At 54.4% G+C, this 23,752-nt stretch carries 17 protein-coding genes and 1 tRNA gene; 13 read left to right on the forward strand and 5 right to left on the reverse strand.

The features are described from left to right. Positions 1 to 35: 35 nt before the first annotated feature. The 3 genes from VN577_04715 to VN577_04725 are packed head-to-tail and all read left to right on the forward strand — an operon-like array spanning position 36 to position 6,792. The gene (locus VN577_04715) at positions 36 to 3,353 is read left to right on the forward strand and encodes a DUF5107 domain-containing protein (protein HWR14104.1); all 3,318 of its coding nucleotides are present in this window, start codon (positions 36 to 38) and stop codon (positions 3,351 to 3,353) included. A 34-nt stretch (positions 3,354 to 3,387) separates the two neighbouring features. Further along, on the forward strand, positions 3,388 to 4,806 hold the full coding sequence (locus tag VN577_04720; protein ID HWR14105.1) for a sugar porter family MFS transporter: 1,419 nt from the start codon (positions 3,388 to 3,390) through the stop codon (positions 4,804 to 4,806). A gap of 60 nt (positions 4,807 to 4,866) precedes the next feature. Beyond that, complete coding sequence (locus VN577_04725; protein HWR14106.1) at positions 4,867 to 6,792, forward strand: family 16 glycoside hydrolase; 1,926 nt, start codon at positions 4,867 to 4,869, stop codon at positions 6,790 to 6,792. Positions 6,793 to 7,052: 260 nt separating this feature from the next. Here VN577_04725 and VN577_04730 read toward each other — a convergent pair whose 3' ends face one another. Further along, positions 7,053 to 9,986, reverse strand: coding sequence for a discoidin domain-containing protein (locus VN577_04730; protein ID HWR14107.1), 2,934 nt, complete (start codon positions 9,984 to 9,986; stop codon positions 7,053 to 7,055). Between the two features lie 327 nt (positions 9,987 to 10,313). Between VN577_04730 and VN577_04735 the strand changes: the two genes are divergently transcribed. From VN577_04735 to udk, 9 genes are all read left to right on the forward strand, one after another. Further along, positions 10,314 to 12,791 carry a hypothetical protein gene (locus tag VN577_04735; protein ID HWR14108.1) on the forward strand — a complete coding sequence of 826 codons (2,478 nt, stop codon included), beginning with the start codon at positions 10,314 to 10,316 and terminating at the stop codon, positions 12,789 to 12,791. 189 nt (positions 12,792 to 12,980) lie between these two features. Further along, entirely contained in the window at positions 12,981 to 13,226 is a 246-nt protein-coding gene (locus VN577_04740) for a hypothetical protein (protein HWR14109.1), read from the forward strand. Positions 13,227 to 13,547: 321 nt separating this feature from the next. Beyond that, entirely contained in the window at positions 13,548 to 14,189 is a 642-nt protein-coding gene (locus tag VN577_04745) for a PEP-CTERM sorting domain-containing protein (protein HWR14110.1), read from the forward strand. Positions 14,190 to 14,709: 520 nt separating this feature from the next. After that, positions 14,710 to 15,090, forward strand: a complete 381-nt coding sequence (locus tag VN577_04750) for a DUF302 domain-containing protein (GenBank protein HWR14111.1) — start codon at positions 14,710 to 14,712, stop codon at positions 15,088 to 15,090. Positions 15,091 to 15,320: 230 nt separating this feature from the next. Beyond that, a complete protein-coding gene (locus VN577_04755) occupies positions 15,321 to 15,740 on the forward strand; it encodes a cytidine deaminase (protein ID HWR14112.1) in 420 nt (139 codons plus the stop codon). After that, a complete protein-coding gene (locus VN577_04760; GenBank protein HWR14113.1) occupies positions 15,740 to 17,056 on the forward strand; it encodes a thymidine phosphorylase in 1,317 nt (438 codons plus the stop codon). Before VN577_04755 ends, VN577_04760 begins: the two co-directional genes overlap by 1 nt. A gap of 9 nt (positions 17,057 to 17,065) precedes the next feature. Continuing rightward, entirely contained in the window at positions 17,066 to 18,334 is a 1,269-nt protein-coding gene (locus VN577_04765; GenBank protein ID HWR14114.1) for a nucleoside transporter C-terminal domain-containing protein, read from the forward strand. Between the two features lie 6 nt (positions 18,335 to 18,340). Continuing rightward, on the forward strand, positions 18,341 to 19,213 hold the full coding sequence (locus VN577_04770; protein ID HWR14115.1) for a purine-nucleoside phosphorylase: 873 nt from the start codon (positions 18,341 to 18,343) through the stop codon (positions 19,211 to 19,213). After that, on the forward strand, positions 19,206 to 19,832 hold the full coding sequence (udk, locus tag VN577_04775) for a uridine kinase (GenBank protein ID HWR14116.1): 627 nt from the start codon (positions 19,206 to 19,208) through the stop codon (positions 19,830 to 19,832). The genes VN577_04770 and udk overlap by 8 nt, the downstream gene beginning before the upstream one ends. A 1-nt stretch (position 19,833) precedes the next feature. On the opposite strand, the gene VN577_04780 is transcribed toward udk, so the two are convergent. From VN577_04780 to larE, 3 genes are all read right to left on the reverse strand, one after another. Next, positions 19,834 to 20,226: a hypothetical protein gene (locus VN577_04780; protein HWR14117.1), complete on the reverse strand. Its 393-nt coding sequence runs from the start codon at positions 20,224 to 20,226 to the stop codon at positions 19,834 to 19,836. A 348-nt stretch (positions 20,227 to 20,574) separates the two neighbouring features. Further along, positions 20,575 to 21,366 (reverse strand): hypothetical protein, encoded by a 792-nt coding sequence (locus VN577_04785; GenBank protein ID HWR14118.1) that lies wholly within the window; start codon positions 21,364 to 21,366, stop codon positions 20,575 to 20,577. 121 nt (positions 21,367 to 21,487) lie between these two features. Then, entirely contained in the window at positions 21,488 to 22,315 is an 828-nt protein-coding gene (gene larE / locus VN577_04790) for an ATP-dependent sacrificial sulfur transferase LarE (GenBank protein ID HWR14119.1), read from the reverse strand. 108 nt (positions 22,316 to 22,423) lie between these two features. On the opposite strand from larE, the gene VN577_04795 reads away from it, so the two are divergent. Next, positions 22,424 to 22,498: transfer RNA gene (locus tag VN577_04795), tRNA-Cys, on the forward strand. Positions 22,499 to 22,696: 198 nt separating this feature from the next. Here VN577_04795 and VN577_04800 read toward each other — a convergent pair. Continuing rightward, the gene (locus tag VN577_04800) at positions 22,697 to 23,605 is read right to left on the reverse strand and encodes a hypothetical protein (protein HWR14120.1); all 909 of its coding nucleotides are present in this window, start codon (positions 23,603 to 23,605) and stop codon (positions 22,697 to 22,699) included. Positions 23,606 to 23,752 lie beyond the last annotated feature (147 nt).

Raw genomic sequence — 23,752 nt, forward strand, 5'->3', positions numbered from 1 at the left:
CAGTGGTTAATTGAGCGCTATCCAGGGGACTTGGTTTGAATCGTTCTGCTTGCAAAGTCAAGGCGTGGGAAGAGTCCGTCGTAATTCCAACGTATCCGGTTCCGGCTGCCGACATGAATCCGATGTTTCTGGAGAAACGTGTATATCAAGGCAGTACGGGAAAGGTGTATCCGAATCCGTTCGTTGACCGGGTGAGCAACGAGAAATCGGATAAGTCGTACCGCGCGGTGTTTCTTGAGAACGAGTTCCTACGGCTCATGATCCTGCCGGAAATTGGTGGACGTATTCATGTAGGACAGGACAAGACCAACGGATACGATTTGTTTTACCGGCAGAACGTGATTAAGCCAGCGTTAGTTGGCCTGCTCGGTCCCTGGATATCGGGCGGAGTGGAATTCAACTGGCCGCAACATCACAGGCCATCCACCTATATGCCGGTCCAGTACACGATTGAATATTCCGACGATGGTAGCGCGACCGTGTGGCTCAGCGAGCACGAACCGATGCAGCGCACAAAGGGCATGGTCGGCATCTGCATACATCCAGGTAAGTCTTATATCGAGGCCAAGGTCCGACTGTACAATCGCACGCCATTTGTGCAGACCTTCCTATGGTGGGCGAATGTCGGAATTCGCGTACACGACGAATACCAAGCATTCTTCCCGCCCGATGTGACTTATGTAGCGGATCATGCCAAGCGTGCGGTGTCGTCGTATCCGATAGCACGCAACTTCTATTACGGTGTGGACTACCGCAAGGGCGTTGACATCTCCTGGTACAAGAACATTCCGGTGCCGACGTCGTACATGGTGACGGAATCGCAATACGATTTCTTTGGCGGTTACGACCATACGAAGAAGGCTGGTGTCGTGCACTTCGCGAACCGTCATATCGCTCCGGGCAAGAAGCTTTGGACCTGGGGCAATGCGGACTTCGGCTATGCATGGGATCGCAACCTGACAGACGAAGATGGACCTTATATCGAATTGATGGCTGGAGTCTTTACGGATAATCAGCCGGACTTTTCGTGGATTCATCCATATGAGACCCGCACCTGGAGCCAGTTCTGGTATCCGATTCAGGAGATCGGCCCGGCCAAAAACGCGAACCGTCAGATGGCAGTCAACCTGGAGCAGAGTGGGGGCCGCGTGAAAGCAGGCGTCTGTGTCACCGAGGCATTGACTAATCTGGTGGTTGTGCTCTCTTCGAAACAAGGGACAATATTCGAGAAAAAGGTGGATCTTGCTCCGGGCAGGCCGTTCGTCCACGAGCACCCGCTGAAAGATGATCAGCAGCTTTTTCTCCGAGTCCTGGATAGTAAAGGGAATGAGTTAATCCGCTACTCGCCTCCTGAACGTAAAGAGGCTACACGCCTGCCGGATCCCGCGACCGAACCGTTACCGCCTGGTGAGATCGAGTCTGCGGATGAGTTGTACGTAACGGGATTACATCTCGAACAGTATCGCCATGCGACGCGTTATCCCGAGCCGTACTGGGAAGAGGCTCTGCGCCGCGATCCACTCGACAGCCGTTGCAACACGCAAATGGGGCTGCTAAAGCTTCGGCGAGGCCAGTTTGCAGAAGCGGAACAACATCTACGTAAAGCTATCGAGCGACTCACCCGCCGAAACCCCAATCCAGCCGAAGGGGAAGCCTACTACTACCTTGGCGTTACGCTTCAATATCAGGGGCGCATGGATGAGGCTTATGGTGCGTATTACAAAGCCGCCTGGAACTACTCGTGGCAATCGGCTGCCTATTATCGGATTGCGGAAATCGAGTGCATTCGCCGGAACTGGCACGCTGCGCTGGAACATATCGATCGTGCGTTGCTGACCAGCGCAAACCATCTAAAAGCGCGCAATGTAAAGACAGCTATCTTGAGGACGTTGGGCCGCAAGGCTGAAGCGGAAGCTTATGCGCAAGAGACTGTTGCCGTCGATCCGCTTGACCTCTGGGCGCGCAGTGAGTTGCTGTTGCTTTCAGACGAGAAGGCCAAAGCTGATGCCGAGCGAGACCTTCTTGCGTCGCTGATGCATGGTGATCCGCAGCTTTATTTGGATATCGCGTTCGACTATGCCGCGGTGGGATTGTTTTCGGAAGCGTCTGAGTTCATTCAGCGGTTGTTGAAAAGATCGGTTACCGTCTCGCCGATGCTTTACTACGCCTTAGGCAGCTTTGCCGAGAAGGTGGGCGACACGACAAAGGCTTCGGAGTATCGACATAAGGCAGCTGGCATTTCGCCCGACTATTGCTTCCCAGCGCGGATTGAAGAGATGTTGCTGTTGGAAAGCGCGGTTTCTTCCAATCCCAAGGACTCGAAGGCACACTACTATCTCGGCAATCTTTACTACGACAAGAAGCGTTACGAAGAAGCAATTGGAGCATGGGAAGCCAGTGTCGAACGGAATGCTTCATTCTCGATTCCGTGGCGGAACCTTGGCATTGCTTACGTCAACATTCGCAAGGACGAGGATCTTGCCAAAGTCGCGTATGAGAAGGCGTTTGAGGTAAATTCCGATGACGCCAGGTTGCTCTACGAACTGGATCAACTTTACAAGCGAACCGGTGTGCCGGCCGCAAAACGGCTCAGCATGCTTGAAAAGCACCCGGCACTAGTCGCGCGCAGGGACGACCTCAATGTCGAGATCATCACTCTCTACAATCAGGTTGGGCGTCCAGAGAAAGCGCTCGAAATGTTGCGCGAACGCAGGTTTAATCCGTGGGAAGGCGGCGAGGGGTTGGTTTCGGGCCAGTATGTGTGGGCTCACTTGTTGCTGGGCCGTTCTCTGCTGGAAAGAGGCGAAGCGCAAAAGGCTCTGGAACATTTCGAAGCGGCCCGGAACTATCCACACAATCTCGGCGAGGGCAAGCATCTGCTGACTTCTGAGAAGCACTTGGATTACTTCAGCGGCCTTGCGCTCCAGCAACAAGGCCGCACTGAAGAAGCGCGCAAGGCGTGGACCCGCGCAGCAGAGGACGGCAGCAGCATTTCCGCAATGACGTACTACCAGGCAATGGCACTAGCCGCGCTTGGACGTCGTGAGGAATCTCATGCCGTCATCGAGCAACTGCGTACGTTCGCACAAAAGCAAGCGGACGCAGAAGTGAAAATTGACTACTTCGCCACATCGTTGCCCAACTTCCTGTTGTTTGAGGACGATTTACATAAGAGGAACCGCGTGGATTGCTTGTTCATGCTAGCGCTGGCTGATCTTGCAGCGAACAAGCAGGAACAAGCGGCAGCAGAGATGCGCGACGTGCTTGCACTCGACGGTAACCACCTGGCAGCACAGACAGAATTGCAGTATCTGGATTCGGCCGTTGCCTCGACCAAAACTGCTCGACATTGATTGGACCTAACCACGGGAACTATTCCGCAAACATATGATTACCGCGAGCAAGACAGAGAATGCGCTCTCGATGGAAGCTCAGTTCAATACGACCTACGTTTGGACTATTTCCCTGGTTGGAGCCCTAGGCGGTCTGCTGTTCGGATATGACTGGGTGGTCATCGGCGGCGCAAAGCCTTTCTATGAAAAGTTCTTCCAATTGACCAGCGCGTCACAGCAAGGCTGGGCCATGAGCTGCGCTCTGGTTGGATGTTTGTTTGGCGCAGTTCTGTCCGGCGGAATGAGCGACAAATTCGGGCGTAAGAGGCTCTTAATCGTCGCGGCGTTCGTCTTTGCGGCTTCTTCCGTAGGTACAGGTCTCGCGAATACTTTTGTCAGTTTTGTTATCTGGCGAATGCTGGGTGGTTTGGCGATTGGATTAGCGTCGAGCCTCTCGCCGATGTACATCGCTGAAATCGCGCCAGCAAAGCTTCGTGGGAAATTGGTTTCGCTAAACCAACTGACGATTGTCTTCGGCATTCTGCTTGCCCAAATCGTTAACTGGCTGATTGCGGATTACGTTCCGGCAGATGCAACGGCAGAGCAGATTCTTCAATCGTGGAATGGCCAGATTGGATGGCGCTGGATGTTTGGCGTCACGGCTGTTCCGTCAGCGTTGTTTTTCCTATGCATGTTCTTCGTTCCCGAGAGCCCAAGATGGCTGGCTAAGGCGGGTGCTCGCGAGAAAGCGCGCAAGGTGCTGACTCGCATCGGCGGCGAGAGGTATGGGCAGGAAGCACTTGCGAACATCGAAGCGAGTCTTACAGGCGAATCTGCGAAGACTGATGCCAAGGCACTGCTGGACCCGAAAATGGCCAAAGTGCTGTTGCTGGGCATTTCGCTTGCTGTACTACAGCAGTGGTGCGGTATCAATGTCATCTTTAATTATGCCGAAGAGGTGTTTTCGTCTGCCGGCTACAACATTTCCGACATCCTCTTCAACATCGTTGTTACTGGTGCGGTGAACGTCATCTTTACTTTCGTTGCCCTGGGAACGGTGGACAAAAGCGGCCGGCGCATCCTCATGCTGAGCGGCTCCGCTGGTCTAGCCGTGATCTATATTCTGCTCGGCGCTTTCTACTACGTTCACAGCCAGGGAATACACATGCTGGCGCTGGTGGTCGCCGCGATTGGCTGCTACGCGATGTCATTGGCTCCGGTAACTTGGGTAGTCATTTCAGAAATATTCCCAAATAGAATTCGAGGCGCTGCGATGTCGGTGGCAGTGACTGCCTTGTGGATTGCGTGTTTCATTTTGACCTACACCTTCCCGCTCTTGAATCGTGGGTTGGGAGCGGCGTGGACATTCTGGATCTACGCTGCCATTTGCGTGATAGGGTTCCTGTTCATTAAAGCCCGCCTACCGGAAACCAAAGGGAAAACGCTGGAAGAGATCGAGAGTTTGTGGAACTAAACCAGACCTTCGACTGCTTCGAATGGTTGTGCAGAACTTGAGTAGGGTAGAAAGGCAAAAATGAAGAAGCTCGTTATGGCAGTACTTATGGCGTTCTTCTGTTCGTTGGGAATCAATGCGCAGATTACTACTACGGTGAAACTGGATGGACGAGATACGGGCCGAACTTTCGAAGGGATCGGAGCGATTAGCGCTGGTGCTTCATCCCGCCTGTTAACTGACTATCCGGAGCCGTACCGCAGCCAGATTCTCGACTACCTGTTCAAGCCAAATTACGGAGCTTCTCTTCAGCATCTGAAAGTTGAGATCGGCGGTGACACCAATTCGACGGACGGTTCCGAGCCAAGCCACATGCGGAGACGGGACGATCTGAATTTCGATCGTGGTTATGAATGGTGGCTGATGAAGGAAGCCAAAAAGCGCAACCCACGAATCGTACTCGATTCGCTTGCATGGGGTGCGCCAGGTTGGATTGGCAACGGCGGGTATTGGTCGCAGGATATGGCGGACTATGTGACCCAGTGGATTAAGGGAGCGAAGGACAAGCACGGCCTAGAAATCGATTTCACTGGGACCTGGAACGAAGTCTGGAAAGGTGATCCGAAGGAACATGAGTGGATCAAACTGCTGCGCAAGACTCTAGACGCACATGGCGTGAAGACAAAGATTGTCGCGCCAGACGGACATGCCAGCCTCAAGGAAAAACAGTGGGATTTCATCAAGGTGCTGAACGAAGATCCAGAGCTTAAGGCCGCGGTTTACGCCATTGGATTTCACTATCCGTTTGGAGATGACGAAACGAGAGCTCCCGAGTGGGGCTTGGAATCTGGATACCGGCTCTGGTCGAGCGAGGATTCCCAGAAGTCGAACCCAGCGCACCGATACAACCGCAACTACATTCGTGGGCGGATGACGAAGACGGAAATCTGGAGTCCGATCACGTCCTATTACGACAACCTTGCGGCACCTGGTTCCGGTTTGATGAAAGCCAATTCACCGTGGTCCGGGCATTACGAGGTACAGGCTTCCATCTGGGCAACCGCGCACACAACCCAGTTTGCTCAACCCGGCTGGCAATACCTGGATCATGCCTGCGGATATCTGCCCGAGAAGGGAACATTCGCAAGTCTCAAGGCTCCCAATTCCAAAGACTACAGCGTGATCATCGAAAGCGCTGAGGCATCGAAGCCGCAGCAAATGACGTTTCAGATCGCGGGTGGGCTATCCACTGGCCGCATCCATGTTTGGCGGACTAATTCGGAGAGTTCTTTTCAGAAACTGGCGGACATAGTTCCCCAACGTGGTTCCTTCACAATCACAATCGAGCCCAATTCGATCTACTCGTTGAGTACCACAACAGGTCAGGCAAAAGGGGCAGCAGTTGCTCCAGCGCCATCTCCCTTTCCTTTTCCCTACGCGGAGGACTTCAGTCGGTACAAGATCGGCGCGACGCCAAAGTATCTTTGCGACCAGGATGGCGTATTCGAGGTAGTCGCCTGTAAAGAGCGGGACGGAAAGTGCTTGGAACAGCAAATTGTGAGCAAGCCTATTTCCTGGGGCATGACTCCGGATCCGTACACCTATGCCGGGAACATCGAGTGGAGCGACTACGAAGTCAGCACGAATGTACTGCTGCTGCACCAAGGTGAAGCTTCGCTGCTCGGTCGGATTGAGTCCGGCGACGTTTTTCAGGGGAACAAAGCACATTGGCCCAGCGCCTACATACTCACCGTAAACAACGCCGGCGAATGGGAACTTAATTCAGCGAAATACAAGCGAGATACTGTGAAGCTGGCTTCCGGGAAGATTGCGTTCGATACAGCCAAATGGCACACAATGCGCCTGGTATTCAAAGGAACAACGATTCAAGCTGTTGTTGATGGCACCGTTCTCTCCACAATCACCGATTCCTCTCATAGCCGCGGAATGGCGGGTGTAGGCAGTGGCTGGAATCACGTACAGTTCGACAACTTTTCGGTGCGCTGAAAAAGCAAGGCAATGGCATGCCAGCAAACACAAACCACATCGTAATTGCCGGAATTCTGTGCATGGCTTTCCTCGCCGGTGGAGGCAAGGCGTTTGCACAAGTACCTTCTGCTCACCATCCATACTTGTCCGAAACGATTGACGCACTGAAAAAGGAATGGCCGAAGAACCGTACCATCAACCTGGTATTTCACGGTCATTCGGTTCCTGCGGGGTACTTCAAAACCCCAATAGTGGATACGCTCGATAGCTATCCTCATCTAGTCCTCAGGGCCCTGAAAGAGTGCTATCGCTACGCTGTGATCAACGTGATTGTTACTGCGATCGGAGGCGAGAACTCCGTCGACGGCGCGAAGCGATTTAAACGTGAGGTTCTGACTCACCATCCCGACGTTGTGTTCATTGACTATGCACTTAATGACCGTGCTATCGGTCTTCCTGCCGCAAAGGCTGCCTGGGTGAGCATGATTGAGCAGGCACAAAAGCGTGGGGTAAAAGTGATCCTGTTGACTCCAACAGCGGATTCCTCGGCAAACATCATGGACCCCAACGACCCGCTCTGCCTGCACGCGCAACAGATCCGTGAACTGGCGAAACAATATGGGACGGGGCTCGTGGATAGCTTGAGGACGTTCCAGAAGTACGTTGCCGATGGCGGACGCTTGACTGATCTTCTGGCACAATCGAATCACCCGAATCGCCGTGGCCACGAATTGGTTGCCGACGAAATTATGAAGTACTTCGTTACTCCGTAAAGTCAGCGATAGTCGATGGTTAGCGGAGCGGAGTGAGTGCAACGCGGATCTCCGCTGCTCCCGCGGTATCGCCACTATCTCTGTTGCTTCAAGGCGTACGAAGCGCCCGTCCACGTGACTTGACCAAGCCGCAATCTTCGTCGCAATGCCATCGTTCCATCGGCCTCGGCTGATCTCGCGGAACTGCTTGCCGTCATTGCTGATCGAGATGACGTATCGGGTGATCGTGGCTTTGCGGCGCATATCGAGAGGCGGCTGATAAGTGAGGCCGTAGATCGTGTAAGGGCGACCCAGATCGAGCGTGATCGCCTGGGGCAACGGCAACGGAGGATCAAACTGCGCGATCCACCGGGTCACATGCCGGCCATCAATTGCCCGATCGGCAGTATATTTGTGGTGCTGGAACACACCGGGCTGAGCGCTCGTGGCGCTGGCTTTCATTTTTGATTGGGGGACGAAGCGCGGCCATGTTGTAGTCTTCACGATGCTGAGATTGTCAAACTGTGCTCGCTGCCAACCGTTCAGTGCAAAGCCAATCTGACCCGTGCGATGCTGTTCGTCCGTGACATTTGCGATCGCATGACCATCAATGGAGGCGGTTATGCGTGGGCCTTCGAAACGTAAGCCGATTCGATGCCACTGCTGAGCGCTAAACGAAACAGACCCGGAAGCCAGAACTAGCTCAGTACCTTTAACATCCTGCGAGTATAGCTTCCACTTGCCTGCGTCATTAACCTGCAAGTGATAGCCGGCCAGCACGTCAGGGTTGTACTTTTCGAGCCGCCCGAGCAACTCCACCGCTGCCCCGGCGTCTTTTGGCAACATGTCGACACTGACTTCATAGTCGCCCCACCAGCTTGGGTCGCCCATGATCGTTGCTGGTAATTTTCCGCCCTCGTGCCACAAGTAGGGTCTTTGTGTGATTACCTGTTCGTAGCAACCCCCGACGCGGCCAGCCTCGCAAGGCCGGGCTTCGAATGCGCCCGCAGCATCTTGGAAATACTGTGCCAACCCGGTGGCTGCAATGTGTTCGAAGTCCTCTCGGTATGGCAAAGGTAGCCACGATTCCTCATACTGGTTTCCATGTGACGCGATGGAACCTTTTCGTTGTCCGCGCGTCGTGCTGAGGGTATATAGGTGATTTGGCTTCAGAGTGATTTTGGTTCCAGAGTCAGTCGGCTTAACCAAGCCATCGTCCACAAACCAGTCGGCTGGGTCCTCGGAGGAAAGGTCTGTCACCCACAGGCTCAGAGGACGCTTAGAGAGTCCTTCTGAAGGAAGAAAGCTTACGGTCTCTGCGACTGCCGTGTCTGTTGTCTCGATGATGATGGTGTAATCGTCGCTGTTGGGCGAACGCAATGTTACGGAGCTGGCTCCGCTCTTGAGATATCCGCAAGCGCCGTCCAGATATTGCCAACCGGGCTGGGCAAACTGCGTGGTGTGGGCGTCTACCCATATGCTCTTGTTCACCGTGTAATGGCCGGTCCAGGGAGTCTCCGCCAGCATGAGCCCAGTGCCGCCAGTATCAGTATTGCCATAGAAAGCGGCAATCATGGCCCAATTAAGGTTTCCGGTGACACGCGCATCAATGTAGTTGCGGTTCATGGCGCGAGCTAGCGGAGCAGCGCCCGCGGCCGCGTCCTGGCTACTTTGCTCGCTGTTCCACAGAGGCTTGCCGGAAGCAAGCGCGTCGCGACTCGCATCGCAATGTTGGTAAGTCGTGCGCCAGTGGCAGATATCGTGCTCGCCGTAAATGTCAATGGCGTCTCGGTCCGAGGCTTCTGCTTTGATTTCGGAGATGAAAGCCCAGTAGTCGGGAGGAGTATGACTATCTGTCGCGACGATCTTGATGGAAGGGAACTTCGCATTGAGCGCCTTGCGAAGGCGGACGAAGAACTCTGGCTTAGGTCTGGGTTGATAGCTCTCGTTTGCGCCGCCGACGTAATCAATGCGGAAGCCATTCTTGCGGGCACAGTCCAGCCATGACATTACAAACCGGACATGATCCTCCGACCACAGCCCGTTCTTCAGCCATCCCGGAGCTCCCCAAGTCAAACCGTAGAACTTGATGTTGGGATTGCGGCGCTGTGCCTCTTTCATCAACCACCATTCGATTCCACGGCCGCAGTTGCACTTTTCGGGAGTGCGCATGTGGCTTGGCTCGGAGGCGACGGTCGAGTTGCTGTCGCTGCCAATCTCGATTTTGAGCATGTGCAGAGAAGCGCCGTACTTTGGCTTGAAAAGATAATCGAGGATCTGACTGCGCTGGGGCTCCGGATAGTCGTACAACAAGCGGGAGGAACTAGAACTGATTCCGCCGACACCATCAAAAACACGTCCAACGCTACGCCCATCAATGACGATGGTTGTCTCAGATGCTGGGGGAGTGGCATGCGTTAGGCGAGAGGCGCCGACGAGGGCCAGGAGAACCAAGAACACGCAAGGGACGCTGGGATGATGTGTTTGCATGCGCTGCGGGTACGTTACCGCAACCACGGCAAAAAATTAAAGGGTGCGATTCTCGGAACACTCGTTTGTGGGTGAAGAGTACCAAGCACACCTAACCCGTTCGGTCTCAAGTTCACTTTTGTTCACAACCGTGGACGTTCCGTTCAAAGTCCTTGATTAACCGGGCCCATATACCGAACATCGGTTCGGTTAAGTTCGGCGTGGTACCCCAGAAACAATCGTGGTCGCCGACCCGATGGTCATCGCATCCGGGTCCGACAGGAAGTGACCACCGTCAGGACAGATCCAGAAGCGAATATGAAACGTAGAGACTTGTTGCAAGGTGCTGGTGCTCTGGCCGTGGGCTGTGTTTTTTCAGCCAAGCAGGCGCTCTCGTCCGTCGCGGAGGGGACGGGAGCCGAGGCGGACTTAACTGATGGAACACAGCAGGTGGAGTTCTGTGAGGCCGAGAGAGATGCGGGGCAAGAACCAAACGTCGAGATCGCAAAACAATGGTGGCCGCCTCAGCGCAACGTATGGACGCCGATTGGTTGGAAAGATCACTATTTTCGGTTCAACATTGTTTATAACGGCACGGTGATCTGCGAACCCTGTCCACACTTTGCACCTGTTCGTCCTCATGCTAAGCGCTGGAAAGACAAGAGTTTTCAACTCACCTTCACACCTACTAAAGACGGGATCCTTCCATCGCTCCCAAAAGAGCAGACTCAGTTGTGGCGAATTGATGGTGGTAGTGGCTTACAGGGCTGGGATCATACGCATGAAACCCCGTTACTTTGGACGGAATGGCGCTTGCAAGAAGGCGCGGTTGTGCGACAGACGATCTTTTCTCACATCCAGGGGGGCGGTGAAGTAGTCACCGGTGTCGAGCCACACTACGCCTGGATTCGTCTCGGGGTGACTCATGTGGACGAGTTGCGATCTGACAAGGAAATCCATTTCGTCATTCAGTTGAGTCGGGTCTACTACAAGCATGTGGAGCGCTATCGGTGGGAAGACGGAATTACCATCGATGTTGATCCCGCGGCCGCTCCCTACCCGATTGCTTTGACCTCCGAAACTCTTAACGTGAACGGAGAAGCGGGCCTGCGGCTAGTGGAGCCCGACGGTCGTGTGAGATTAATATCGCTGCCCCAGCCTGGGGCGAGCATTGCCTTCGCCGATACAGCGCAAGGCATCTATGGGCTAAAGGTCACCCTCAGCAGTAGGGTCGGAGCCTATGTCGACCTCCTAGTACCTATGCTGCCCGAAAGCCGGGAGAATGTGGACAGCGAGCGCAAACTTGGTTTCGAAGGAGCACTCGCAGAGTGCGATCGTTACTGGTCCAAAAGACCAGCCACTGCCGCGCGGGTCGACGTTGCAGAGGAGTACGTGAGCCGCGTAATCGACCGTAGTATCAAATTTGCTGAAATCATCGCGGAAAGGGATTACGAGAACGGCGATTACACGTTTCTAACCGGCTCCTGGGGATACGACAATCTGTGGAGCACACCAACCTCCATGACGAGCCACATGTTCCTTAGCCTGCTCGGCTACCACGACTGTGTTGCACGCCATATTGCACTGTTTCGAAAGTATCAAGGGTCCGTAAAACCACCTGGCCCAGCCTATGACCTTCATCCTGGGTACTACAGTACGCCAAGAACGTTGACCGCATTCGACTGGCTGACCGATCATGGCGCTATTCTGCATCAGGTGTGCACGCATGCGCTGCTTTCTGATGACGCAGGATTCATTGAGGGATGGAGCGATTCCATCTTAAAAGCGTGCGATTTCATCAAGGATTCATGCGCGAAGACGAATCACGACGGCATCAAAGGACTTCTTCCTCCTGCGGTTGCAACGGATGAGATTATTCCAACCCAGGCAATCTGGAGTCTGGCGTGGCATTACAAGGGACTCTGTACGGCAGTACGTTTGCTGAAACGAATGCGTCACAGCCGGGCTGGGGAATTCGAAGAGTTTGCGAACCGCTTAAGGAGCACTTTTGTTGCTGCCTATCGCGAGCGCTCGGCGTCAGCACCGATGTGGACAGATGCGGCCGGCCGGAAACGCCGTAAACCTCCGACCACACTGTCGGTCACGCCAATGCCCTCGCACCCCTTCAGCGATGCGTTTTATTTGGATGGTGGCCCGATGGTGTTGGTGTGGGCGGGATTGCTAAATGCTGACGACGAACTAATGCGATCGTGCGTGCAATTCTTCCGGGAAGGTCCAAACACTAAACTTTATGGCTACCGGTCGAATCCTCTTGCTCGTCCGGTATTGATTCGTGAGATCTCGAGTTGCGAGCCGTGCTATAGCTGGAACATCTTTCATTCGTGGCAGCTTGGTGAACGGCAGCAATTTCTTCAAGGTTTGTACAGTCTCCTTGCCGGGGCGCTCTCCAACCAAACTTATATCGGCTGTGAACACCGTCACGGAATTCAGGCCACGCAATGTGTTCCGTATGTAGCTTTTGCCCTTGCTCGGTTGTCAGTCCTTGATGATGAATTTCGAGAGGGAGAACTGCACGTGCTGCGGATTTGCCCGCTTGCCTGGATCACTACCGACCGTGAGACCAAGTTTGAGAATATGCCGACCCTTTATGGCGTCGTCGATCTTTCTTTCAAACTATCGAAGGGACGGAAAGAGCTGGTTGTTTCTTTCAAAGGCAAGTGGAGGGAAAAGCCGCCGAGAGTGGTACTGCATGCCCCACCAGTGCCGGGCTTGACGTCCGTAACCGTGAATGGAGTACGCCAAACGACCAGGGGACAGGTTATTGTCGAGGTTTAGAGGGCGGCCAGCCAGTGGGTAGATACAAGCCCGCTACCGAGTGAAGAATTGGAGCAAATTCTCCACTTACCGGGCGATTGCTTCGCATGACACATGGAGCTCTGTCTAAATTTGACGCACGCATTGGAGATACAGGCGTGCGACAATAAGGGTCGGAATTCCAGGTAATGGGCGTTTCGAGCGAAACCCATGTCATCCATCAAAGAGTTCAGGTGTGAGGTTTGCGGCACGGTAAGCGCGAATCCGACTCACTGGTTTGTGATCCAGTGCGGGAGCGAGGAACTCAAGCTGATGAAATGGAGTATGGAGGCTGCCCTGGCCAAGGGTGCGCGCCATTACTGCGGAGAGGCGCATGCTCAGGTTTACATCAGCCGATGGCTTGACGCCGCATGCACGCCAGCGAAGCCTGATTTCAATCGAGCTTCGAGGGAGTAGTTTCAGCGCTGCCGTGTATTCCTATTGCGGACTATCTAGCACGGGTACAACTTCCGCGCCCCGGTTAGATATCTCAATCGAACTTCTTCGTTGGTTCCGTCAGATTAACTCTCCGGGTTGTTGTTCGCGCAAAGTGGCATGATTCCCGCACAATGTGCGCAATTATCTTCACACGCGTTAGTTCCAAAAAGGGAATACCTATCTACGGCTAATTTTGAAGGGCCAATTGCGGAATCAAAGTTGCATTAACTCCTGAGTGTCTGCTGCAGAATGCCCAAAGCAGGCCGGTCCCCACACTCAAATTAATTTTCAGGAGGGTCGATGAGGAGTCGGTCTCTACTGCTCGTAGTGTTGCTATTTGTCTTTGCGGCTTCGTCTGCCATTGCCGATGTTCTTAATTTCAACAATGTGCCCGACGCAACCGTGCTCAATACTTACTACACGGGTGTTACTTTTTCGTGTGTTTCTTGCGGATCGGGATCTGGGCCGGACGTGTATGCCAGGGGTGATGGTACGAACAATGTAATTTCCGTGTTCAGCACCGGGCTACCGTTCTTTGATGCGCGATGGGGCGGAATCAAAGCTGCGTTTGACACAGCGCAACGCTACGTCAGCATCGATGCCAAAGCGGTGCTTCCTCCGGAGTACATGGGAACACCCACGAATCATCCCTGGATACAGTTCTACGATTCGAGCGACAATATCCTCGGCAGTGTCTATTACCCGTTCGCATACGGTGATGCGGGTTACGGAACCTACCAAACCCTGAGTCTTGAAACCGGCGCCGACAATATTGCGTACGTAATCTTCTCCAGCCAGCACAGTAGTGGGCCCGCCGTTTACGGAGAATTCGACAACCTGACGTACCGGGTTGGTACTCCGGGAACGGTGCCGGAACCTTCCACTGTGCTTCTGCTTGGGGGTGGCGCGTTCGCTCTGTTGCTGAAGAAACGGTCGAAGTAGCAGTTTGTCGTTAGCTTCCCTCGTGGGCCGCACGAGCGGCCCTTTTTGTTTCTCTCTCGCATCACTGAAACGGAATAGCCAGATGTGTACACTGCCGCTCGGGTGACATATGGATAGCAAGTCATTTGGATGTGAAAGCTGTGGTTTGAGACGGCGGGCGGAACGGAAGCCAAATTCACTTCTGGCCAGAATCTGGAGATGGCACACCGGGTGGTGTCCGGGATGGAAAGCGTATCAGCGAGCCATTTCGGATGAACAGGCACGCGCGAAGAACAGCTGACGTGGGCGCTGAAAAAGATTTCGTTCTGTAACGATCCACGCTTATCTGCATTTATTCGGATGACAACCCATGCGAGACGTAATCACCATAGCCTTGATATTTCTGGTCTGGCTGGCTCTGAACCGCTGGATCTTGCCCAAACTAGGTGTTCCAACATGAGCTTCTCCCACGAATGGCCGCGGGTCGGCCAAGGACGAGCCATCTCAATCATCGTGTGAGCGGAAGTAAGGAGGAAGAGCCATGACATACAGGAAGAAATCTTCCTACTCGCCTGAGGAGCTAGACCAGCGTTTGCGCCAAGCCGCGCAGCGGCACAAGTTCGGCGTACTTCATGTGCATGATCTGAAGGCTACGCTTCAGTCGAAGGGTTTCGATCTCGGGCGGGAATGCCGAGTTTATGACGTTTGCAATCCACAGGCGGCGGTGAAGGCGCTGAACTCGGAGATGGCAGCCTCTACAGTCCTGCCCTGCAGAATCTCGATTTTCAGTGACGGCAAGGGCAGCGTGGTCGCGACCGTGCACCCGACCGACCTGCTGAAAGCAACCGGGATCAACGGCGTAGAGGAACTCGCGGCGGAAGTCGAACGCGAGATTGTGGCCATCATAGACGAAACAGTTTGAGTCAATACGCTTCTTCACAAAGGGATAGGTCGCTGCCTGCGACCTATTCTTGTTTTGCAGGCAACAATAATAAGGCTGCAAGAGCCGACATGGCGGAGTCGGGCGAAAGGCTTATCCATGGTAATTTTCCGCCCGGGTGGGGTCTAAGTCCTTGACGATGCTGGAGTGTAGCCGTTTAATGAGCTATTACATTCCCGCCTAACCAGAATTCAGCCGGGACCCGGAGACTCATGGACGGCACTCCTGCAAAAGCGGTTTTGTCCGCCGAGGAAAAGCAGCGTCTTGTCGACAAAGCGGTAGCGATGCTCGATCGAGCATATGCTCCATATTCCAAGTTTCGAGTGGGAGCGGCCATCGTTACGGAGGCCGGGAATGTTTATACCGGCTGCAACGTTGAGAATGCTTCGTATGGACTAACCATCTGCGCCGAAAGGGCAGCGATCTTCAGCGCGATAGCCGCCGAAGGTCCCAAGATGAAGCTGCGAGCGGTGGTGGTTCTCAACAGCCAGAACATGGCGTGTTCGCCGTGCGGCGCCTGCCGGCAGGTGATTTTCGAATTTGGCGCGAACGTGCTGGTAGTCTACCAGGGCAATGGCGGACTCGCCGAGGCTACAGCAAGCCAACTCCTTCCCGCAGGATTCCATTTCTGATGCGAGTGGTCGATCTCATCCGGCGAAAGCGAGACGGTGGAGAACTGTCGCGGGAAGAAATTTCGGCAATCATCGCTGAATACACAAAAGGTGCTATTCCCGATTACCAGATTTCCGCGCTTCTGATGGCGATCGTGCTGCGGAAGCTCACAAGAGCAGAACTCGCAGCACTCACCGAGGCGATGTTGCACTCGGGGCAGGTCCTGGATTTCAGCCATCTTCCGGCAGCGAAGGTAGATAAGCATTCCACGGGAGGAGTCGGGGACAAGACTTCGTTGATTCTCGCTCCGATCGTGGCGTGTGAAGGTCTTTACGTGCCGATGATCAGCGGTCGAGGACTCGGTCACACGGGCGGAACGCTGGATAAGCTTGAGTCCATTCCTGGATTCAACGTGAACTTGTCGCTTCCGGATTTTCGCCGCGTTTTGACGACGTCCAACTGCGGCCTGATTGGGCAGACAGCTGAGATTGCACCCGCAGACAAGAAACTGTACGCCTTGCGTGACGTGACCGGCACAGTGGAAAGTCCGTTTCTGATCTGCGCGTCAATCATGAGCAAGAAACTTGCCGAAGGTGTAGACGCACTGGTGCTCGACGTGAAAACCGGATCAGGCGCCTTCATGAAAAAGAAGGAAGACGCCGTTTTCCTTGCGGAGTTGATGGTCGAGACCGGCGTGCGCATGGGCAAGAAAATGGTGGCGCTGATTACGGACATGGACCAACCACTGGGGAAGATGGTCGGAAACGCGCTGGAGATCGCAGAGTGTATTGATGTGCTGAACGGCGGCGGGGCCGAGGACCTGAGAGAGCTGAGCCTGCAGTTGTCGGCGTGGATGTTTTACCTGGGCGGGCGTACGGGATCTGTTGCGGAAGGATACAAACTGGCCGAGAAGACGATCGTGTCTGGCAAGGCGAAGGAGAAGTTCCGGGAGATCATCCGGCTTCAGGGTGGCGACGAGCGAGTGATCGATTATCCCGAGAGACTGCCGCAGGCTCGCCACAAAATAGATTTCACTTCGGCGCAGGTGGGATTCGTGGCGTCGATGGATTGCGAACGGATTGGGACTGCATCGGTGGTTTTGGGCGGCGGCCGCGAAAAGAAAGAAGATGCCGTAGATCCTGCGGTGGGACTCGTGCTGCACAAGAAAGTGGGCGAAGAGGTGGGGGCAGGCGAACCGCTGTGCACGATGTACTACAACAGCGATGCACGGCTGCAAGAAGCTGTGGGAATGCTGCGTGCGGGATATCACATTGCGCCAGTTGCCCCGGAGACGCCGCGGACATTGATACACCAAATTATTGAGAGAACGGCTTAAAGGAGATATATGGGCCGCTTCGTTGGAATCCTCGGGATCATTACCTTACTCGCGCTCGGCTGGCTTATGTCGACTAACCGGCGTGCTATTCGGCTGAAGACTGTGGCTTGGGGTTTAGGCCTTCAGTTTGTGTTTGCTCTGTTCGTCCTGAAGGTGGAAGTCGGGCGGACCCTGTTCGCTAAGGCCGGACACGGTGTCGAAAAGTTTCTGGGCTTCTCGGTTGCTGGATCATCTTTCGTGTTCGGCGAACTCGGAAAGGGCTCCGCCGGCAACCTGGGATTTGCCTTCGCCTTCTACATTCTGCCGACGATCATCTTTGTGTCGGCATTCTTCGCGGTGATGTATCACTTCGGCATCATGCAGATCATCATCAAGGTCTTTGCGTGGGTGATGAAGCGAGTGATGGGGGCGAGCGGTGCGGAATCGCTTGACGTAGCGGCATCCATTTTCATGGGTCAAACCGAAGCCCCGCTGACGATCCGTCCATTCTTGCCCTCGCTTACCCGTTCCGAGTTGATGACGGTAATGACTGCGGGTATGGCGCACGTTTCGGGCAGCATCATGGCGGCCTATATTGCTTTCGGCGTAAAGGCCGAACACCTGTTGAGCGCGGTGATTATGACCGCACCGGGCACCCTCCTGATGGCGAAGATCCTTGTACCCGAAACCGAAACTCCTCTTACAGGCGGGAGGGAAGTGCCAGGAGCCCAGGCGGCTGCCGCCGAAGTGAAGCTCGAGAACGGCGAGATGGAAGAGAAGCGCGAAGCCAACGTGCTGGGCGCGATCGCGAAGGGAACATCCGATGGACTGCATCTCGCATTGAATGTGGCGGCGATGCTGATCGCTTTTATTGCGCTGATCGCGCTCGTAAACGGCATCATGGGCTGGACACACAGCCATCTGGCCTGGTTTCCTGCGAGTCTCGAGAGTGTGTTCGGGGTGATATTTGCGCCCATCGCGTGGGTGATAGGAATCCCCTGGAAGGACTGCCTGGCGATTGGCAACCTGCTAGGTACACGCATGGTGGTGAATGAACTGGTGGCGTACTCGATGATGGGTGCGCAGCAGGCCGTGCTTGATCCGCGTTCGTTTACGATCGCCACATTTGCTCTTTGCGGTTTCGCCAATTTCAGTTCTATCGGAATCCAGATTGGCGGCATTTCAGCGCTGGCGCCGAATCGGCGTAGCGATCTGGCAAAGCTCGGTTTCCGTGCGATGATTGCCGGCACCATGGCGAACCTGATGTCCGCATCGATTGTTGGCATTCTGATTGGCTAGGTTGAAATGAACACTGCGGTGGAAGTGATTCGGCAGCCCGACGAGTTTGCGAAAGCGGAGCAGGCCGCGGAGTACATCCGTTCGCGAACTTCGCTGAAACCGCAGATCGCGCTTGTGCTCGGGTCTGGCTTGGGACCTTTTGCGGACCAAATGGTTGATGCCGTACGCATCTCTTATTCGGATATCCCAAACTTTCCGCGTCCAAGTGCGCAGGGGCACGCTGGCAAGCTAGTCATCGGCAAAGTCGGTGACGTGCCGGTTGCGGCTATGCAGGGTAGAGTCCACTATTACGAGGGACTCCCGTTACGCGAGGTGATCTTCCCGATGCGTGTTTTCGGGCGCCTTGGCGTGAAAGCTGCCATCATCACGAACGCCGCAGGGGGGATCAACACTAGTTATCAGCAGGGGGCCCTGGTGGTTCTAAGCGACCACATCAACCTGCAAGGGTCGAATCCGCTCATTGGGCAAAACGACGAAAGATTCGGTCCCCGCTTCCCGGACATGACCCGCGTCTATTGGAAGCCATATCGCCAAGCGGCCCTGGAAGAGGGAAAGCGTCTTGGCATCAGTGTTGCCGAAGGCGTGTACCTCGCGGTTACCGGACCGAGTTATGAAACGCCAGCGGAAATCCGCATGTTTCGAACATGGGGTGCTGACGTGGTCGGTATGTCCACGGTGTCAGAAGTCATCGCGGCATCGCATATGGGTATTCGAGTGCTGGCGATATCGTGCGTTACGAATATGGCTGCCGGAATTCTGGACCAACCGCTGAGCCACCAGGAAGTACTCGAAACGGGCGATCGTGTAAAGGGTGCTTTTATGTCTTTGCTACAGGCTGTGATTCCACGAATGGCAGCCGACCTGAAGAAAAATGACTAAGACTCACATCATCGCAATCGCAGGTCCATCGTGTGCCGGGAAAACCGAAACATCGAAGGTGGTCGCGCGCAAGCTGAATGCCCCTATTCTGAGCCTAGACAGCTACTACCGGCCGCTTGATCATCTTTCCTTCGAAGAACGTACGAAGTTTAACTTCGACGAGCCTGCGGCCCTTGATCACGAGTTGCTTATCCAACAACTTGCCGAAGCCGCTGGCGGCAAGACGGTCCACGCACCGGTGTACGACTTCGTGGCACATTCGCGTTCGCCGCAGATCGAAACCATCGAGCCCGGCGCGTTCCTTATTCTCGAGGGCCTGTTTGTTCTCTGGTGGGATGACGTGAGGAATCTCTGCGATACGACGGTGTATGTTGACGCTCCGGATGAACTTTGCCTGGAACGACGGAAGTACCGTGACGTTCGCGAACGTGGCCGCAGCGTTGAGTCAGTGGTTCGCCAATATGAGCAGACGGTGCGCCCGATGGCGGCGAAGTACGTGTGGCCGACGAGGAAACTGGCGCAACTGGTTGTTTCTGGTACTGACTCGCTGGAGCACTGCGCCGCGCAGGTGTTGCAGACAGCTAAGGTGAGTAAGTCTGAATTCGCTACAGCCGATTAAGCTATTGATTCGCCGAATCCGGCGTTTCACTGCTGATTGAGTCGCGAGGTACTGCCAGTATCCCGCCAATGCCCGCGGCAGCGAATATTTGTTTCGGTAGGGCATCGTTGCCTGCCCACGCTACAGCTTCCTTTGGATCCCCACAGGCGGTAATGACCAGGGTTGTTCCTGGTTTTACGCGATGGACTTTCCGTGCGATTACCAATAGTTCCCCCTGCTGGGACGAGATGTATATCCGCTCGCGGAAGGGAATCACCGAGTAACGAGAGTCTGTTTTCTGGACCGGGTGCACCGCGTAACATTTCGACTTCACCTGAAATTGTGTGCTGGTACTGACGGAAGCTTTCCCGTAATCCAATGCAGCCCACCCGTCGTGCATCTGTGTCTGGCTCATTCCGAGCAATCGAAACGAAGTGCCGTCACTTGCGAGTATATCGGTGAAATGTTCCGACAAGGTCCTGACACTGTCGCCATCTACAACTGCGGCACCGCTTGAGAAATGTTCGCCATTAAGGGTGGTATCTGAGGTTGCGTGGATCGTGCCAACAGGGCGGCGCATCGTCTGAGAAAGCGAACCAGTTACCAGCAGGGCCGTGAGAGCAAGAGGAAGTAGGAAAAATCGAAGCACCGGATAATGGTAAATCGTCGCTTACGTTAAGAAGCACGAAAACGAGCTATAGAAGCTATCTTTCGGATTCCACAATGGGAACGACGCATTCTGATTGCCACAGTTACGGCTGCGTCAGCGAGGGATCATTACTCCCGGGGGGTAGATAGATCCGGGAAGGCTACGGCGATAGGCGTGAGGTAGTCTCACTGGATTGCGGCGCTTTGAGGCAACTTCATCCGATTTATGCAAACTGGTGGCTTGCGCGCGTACCGTGTAGCGGCCCAAGACCTTTACGTCGGCAACGGCGTTGCTGTACGTCTGGGTCCAAATGCCGTCCATAAGATTAAAGAGGACGACGACTTCCACACCGCGTACCCACCAGGAAGGAGACTTTGCGAGTTGCCCTTGAATTTTACGAATCAGAAAACTATGTGGGTCGACCCAAGCACGGCCGTCGATGAGACCGGGTTCCTTTCTCTTGGGTTTGATCTCAAGAACGTGGCACTTTACGCCCTCGACTATGTCTTCTCCTACGTAGGAGAAATCATAGTTATCCCGAACAATGGCGGTGGGTGGAGTGGATAGTCTTTCTGCTGCAGATTCGTGATCCAGGATCTTGCGAACCACCTTTTCCCCGCGATCGTTGCCCTTCGATTCTAAGATCTTGTATTCACGTTCGTGGGGCGGAACGACGTTGATTTGCGCTGTTACCTCAGAGGTAGGTTTCTGCTCATCGCCGTGGTACATGCGGTACTCGCGCGTAACCAGGAATGGAACGCTGCCTTTTGATTCCAGCCGGGCAGCTTCCATGTGAGCGACGATTTCGTCGAGCGGCATGGAACCAGTTTGGGCGTAAAGGTATGGCTGAAAGATAAATAGCCACAACCATGCGCTCCAACGGATTTTGCCCAACTTGGCTCGCACATCTACTCCCGACGCAAGTTCGCGTCTTGTCACTTAGAAGCAGAATCTGCGGCTTGAGGCAGCCCAAGATTAAGCAAAAAGGTGGGTAGTACTAAGGCCTATGTGTCTGATCAGGGTAGCTTTAGGCTTTCCGCAACTCGGAAATGGGCAGGACAGAATTCATGGATCCCGAACGAAACCCCTGAAGATCGAGGGTCACATAGTCAAAACCCAGTCCCTTGAAGATCCTGACTAGTTTGGCAGCCATGTCGATATCCAGAGCTCGGGGCAGTTCTTCGCGGGCGATCTCGATACGACAGATGGCACCGTGATGGCGAACGCGAAATTGACGGAATCCGATGGATCGAAGGGCTTCTTCGCCGGCCTCAACCTGCGCCAGCGCCTCCTTGGTGACAGGACGCCCATACTCGATACGGGACGACAGACACGCAGAGGCCGGTTTGTCCCAAATAGCGAGGTTGGCTTCGCGGGCAAGTTGCCGGATTTCCGCCTTGGTGAGTCCGGCTTCGAGCAGTGGAGCGATTACGCCGTGCTTTCGGGCAGCGTTCTGGCCAGGACGGAAGTCGGATTGATCGTCGGCATTCACGCCATAAGCAATGGCAGCGAATCCCTTTTCAGTCTGGTAGGTTTCCATAACGCTGAATAACTCGTCCTTGCAGTGGAAACAGCGCTGGGGATCATTCCGGACGTAGTCGGGGTTCTGCATCTCGGAGGTGCTTACTACTTCAAGGGGAATGCGGTGTTCGCCCGCAAAGGCGATTGCCGCACGAAGGTGTTCGCGAGCCAGGGAAGGCGAGTCGGCAATGACTGCGAGCATCTCGTTGCCCAAGACACGGTGCGCTTCGAAAGCCAAATAGGCGGAATCAATGCCACCGGAATAGGCAATAAGAAGAGGCCGATGTTGACTCAAAGAATTGCGAAGCAGTTCGTGTTTGGCAGCAAGTTTCACTGTCTAATGTTAACAAGTGAAAAGTAAAATGGGGCCGTTTCGCGGAGATTTGGTTTTTGTAGCCGAAGAGGCTACCCTATGAGCATTCCAGCGGCGAGAAGCTCAAGTGGCGCGGTAGCCAAGTGGTAAGGCAGAGGTCTGCAAAACCTTTATTCGCCGGTTCGATTCCGGCCCGCGCCTCCATTTTTTCTCGCATTTAGCTGATAAATCAATCACTTACATTTTGAGTACTTTAGTGCTCCTTCGCCCTTAATGGGCGGGAATAGGGCATATTTGGGAGACAAAGCGGACAAAAAGCGGACAAGCGTTGGGACAAGATTCGCCTAGGCGGTAATGCATCTTCCCCGGTGAGTTGTGCACCGGAGGACCCGGCCAGTTACGTCAGCTTGTTGCAGCACCGCAGGCAAGCGGAGCCGTCACTCCAGTCACGATTTCAATTCCGAGAACGTTCTGGAGAGCTATCAGCGAGGACGGTAGCTGTCCGCCCAACACCAGCAGCACTTTCGCGTTCACTGGAAGCAGTAATGTCTTTTGCTCTGCTTCAATCAGTGCTTGGTACTTCACACACTGAAACATTCCCCGGGCAATGTCGGTTTCGTCCGACCTAACGCCCTTGACTTCTATGCCGACCCATTGCGTCCTGCTTTTAAACAGCACGTCGATAATGTCAGCCGAAGCGAACTCGTGCTCAACCAGAACGTGGAAGTGAGCACCGAGCCCCACAGTTTCAGGGTTCGCTGCAACATACTCCTTCAACCTTCGGTGTTCTTCACCTTCACCCGTCCCATACGCGCCGGTGTGGCTCCTTACTCGTGCTGACAAGGGTGACGGAAGTTTAGCGAGGGCAGCTTTCGCTGGGGGTAGCCCGAATTCGGTCAGTACGCGGTCCCAATCTGGGAACGTGTAAACCTCCGTCAGCATCATGTCGAGAATCTTTCGCCGTTGGGCTGGATTGCAGCGACGGTAGGCGTCTGGATTTTTCAAAAACAAATCGAAGCCTTCGCCGGGCATATTTGTCGATTTGTTAATGACTAGGGACTGAAGCTTAGGAATCTCGAGGTTCCACTTCGTTGAAAGATTGCGCAGTTCGCCGCCGATTGCGCCGAGTGGGTAATTTAGTGTCCGCGCATTTGAAACTCCGATTTCCCGCGCCAGTTCGGAGTAGTAGATAGGTTGTGCAGCCCTCGCTTGTCGCACTAAGATTGGCAAAATTTGACGAGCCCGTTCGTGGTAAAGCTCCGTTCCGCCAACAAAGCCACCCGAAGTCGCCGTGACTGTTTCAGTAGCCATCAGAAAAGTTCTAACTACCGTTTAGGACAAGACATTTTGTACCAAGAGGCCCTGCTCAGACTAGTGTAACGAGTGGGGCTCGCTTTCTTGTGTCGAGGAAGTCGTTACTGCGACCGTTTCCAGAATGCGCCTCTTGGATCATGTCCA

It is taken from the genome of Terriglobales bacterium (assembly GCA_035561515.1).
Taxonomy (GTDB): Bacteria; Acidobacteriota; Terriglobia; order Terriglobales; family Acidobacteriaceae; genus DATMXP01.

Bases quoted from the DNA above. Each gene is read 5' to 3' on its own strand.
- VN577_04755 (HWR14112.1), top strand. From the start codon at position 15,321: ATGGACGGCACTCCTGCAAAAGCGGTTTTGTCCGCCGAGGAAAAGCAG.
- VN577_04740 (HWR14109.1), top strand. From the start codon at position 12,981: ATGTCATCCATCAAAGAGTTCAGGTGTGAGGTTTGCGGCACGGTAAGC.
- VN577_04760 (HWR14113.1), top strand. From the start codon at position 15,740: ATGCGAGTGGTCGATCTCATCCGGCGAAAGCGAGACGGTGGAGAACTG.
- VN577_04750 (HWR14111.1), top strand. From the start codon at position 14,710: ATGACATACAGGAAGAAATCTTCCTACTCGCCTGAGGAGCTAGACCAG.
- VN577_04770 (HWR14115.1), top strand. From the start codon at position 18,341: ATGAACACTGCGGTGGAAGTGATTCGGCAGCCCGACGAGTTTGCGAAA.
- udk (HWR14116.1), top strand. From the start codon at position 19,206: ATGACTAAGACTCACATCATCGCAATCGCAGGTCCATCGTGTGCCGGG.
- VN577_04800 (HWR14120.1), bottom strand. From the start codon at position 23,605: ATGGCTACTGAAACAGTCACGGCGACTTCGGGTGGCTTTGTTGGCGGA.
- VN577_04765 (HWR14114.1), top strand. From the start codon at position 17,066: ATGGGCCGCTTCGTTGGAATCCTCGGGATCATTACCTTACTCGCGCTC.
- VN577_04720 (HWR14105.1), top strand. From the start codon at position 3,388: ATGATTACCGCGAGCAAGACAGAGAATGCGCTCTCGATGGAAGCTCAG.
- VN577_04745 (HWR14110.1), top strand. From the start codon at position 13,548: ATGAGGAGTCGGTCTCTACTGCTCGTAGTGTTGCTATTTGTCTTTGCG.
- VN577_04780 (HWR14117.1), bottom strand. From the start codon at position 20,226: ATGAGCCAGACACAGATGCACGACGGGTGGGCTGCATTGGATTACGGG.
- VN577_04725 (HWR14106.1), top strand. From the start codon at position 4,867: ATGAAGAAGCTCGTTATGGCAGTACTTATGGCGTTCTTCTGTTCGTTG.
- VN577_04735 (HWR14108.1), top strand. From the start codon at position 10,314: ATGAAACGTAGAGACTTGTTGCAAGGTGCTGGTGCTCTGGCCGTGGGC.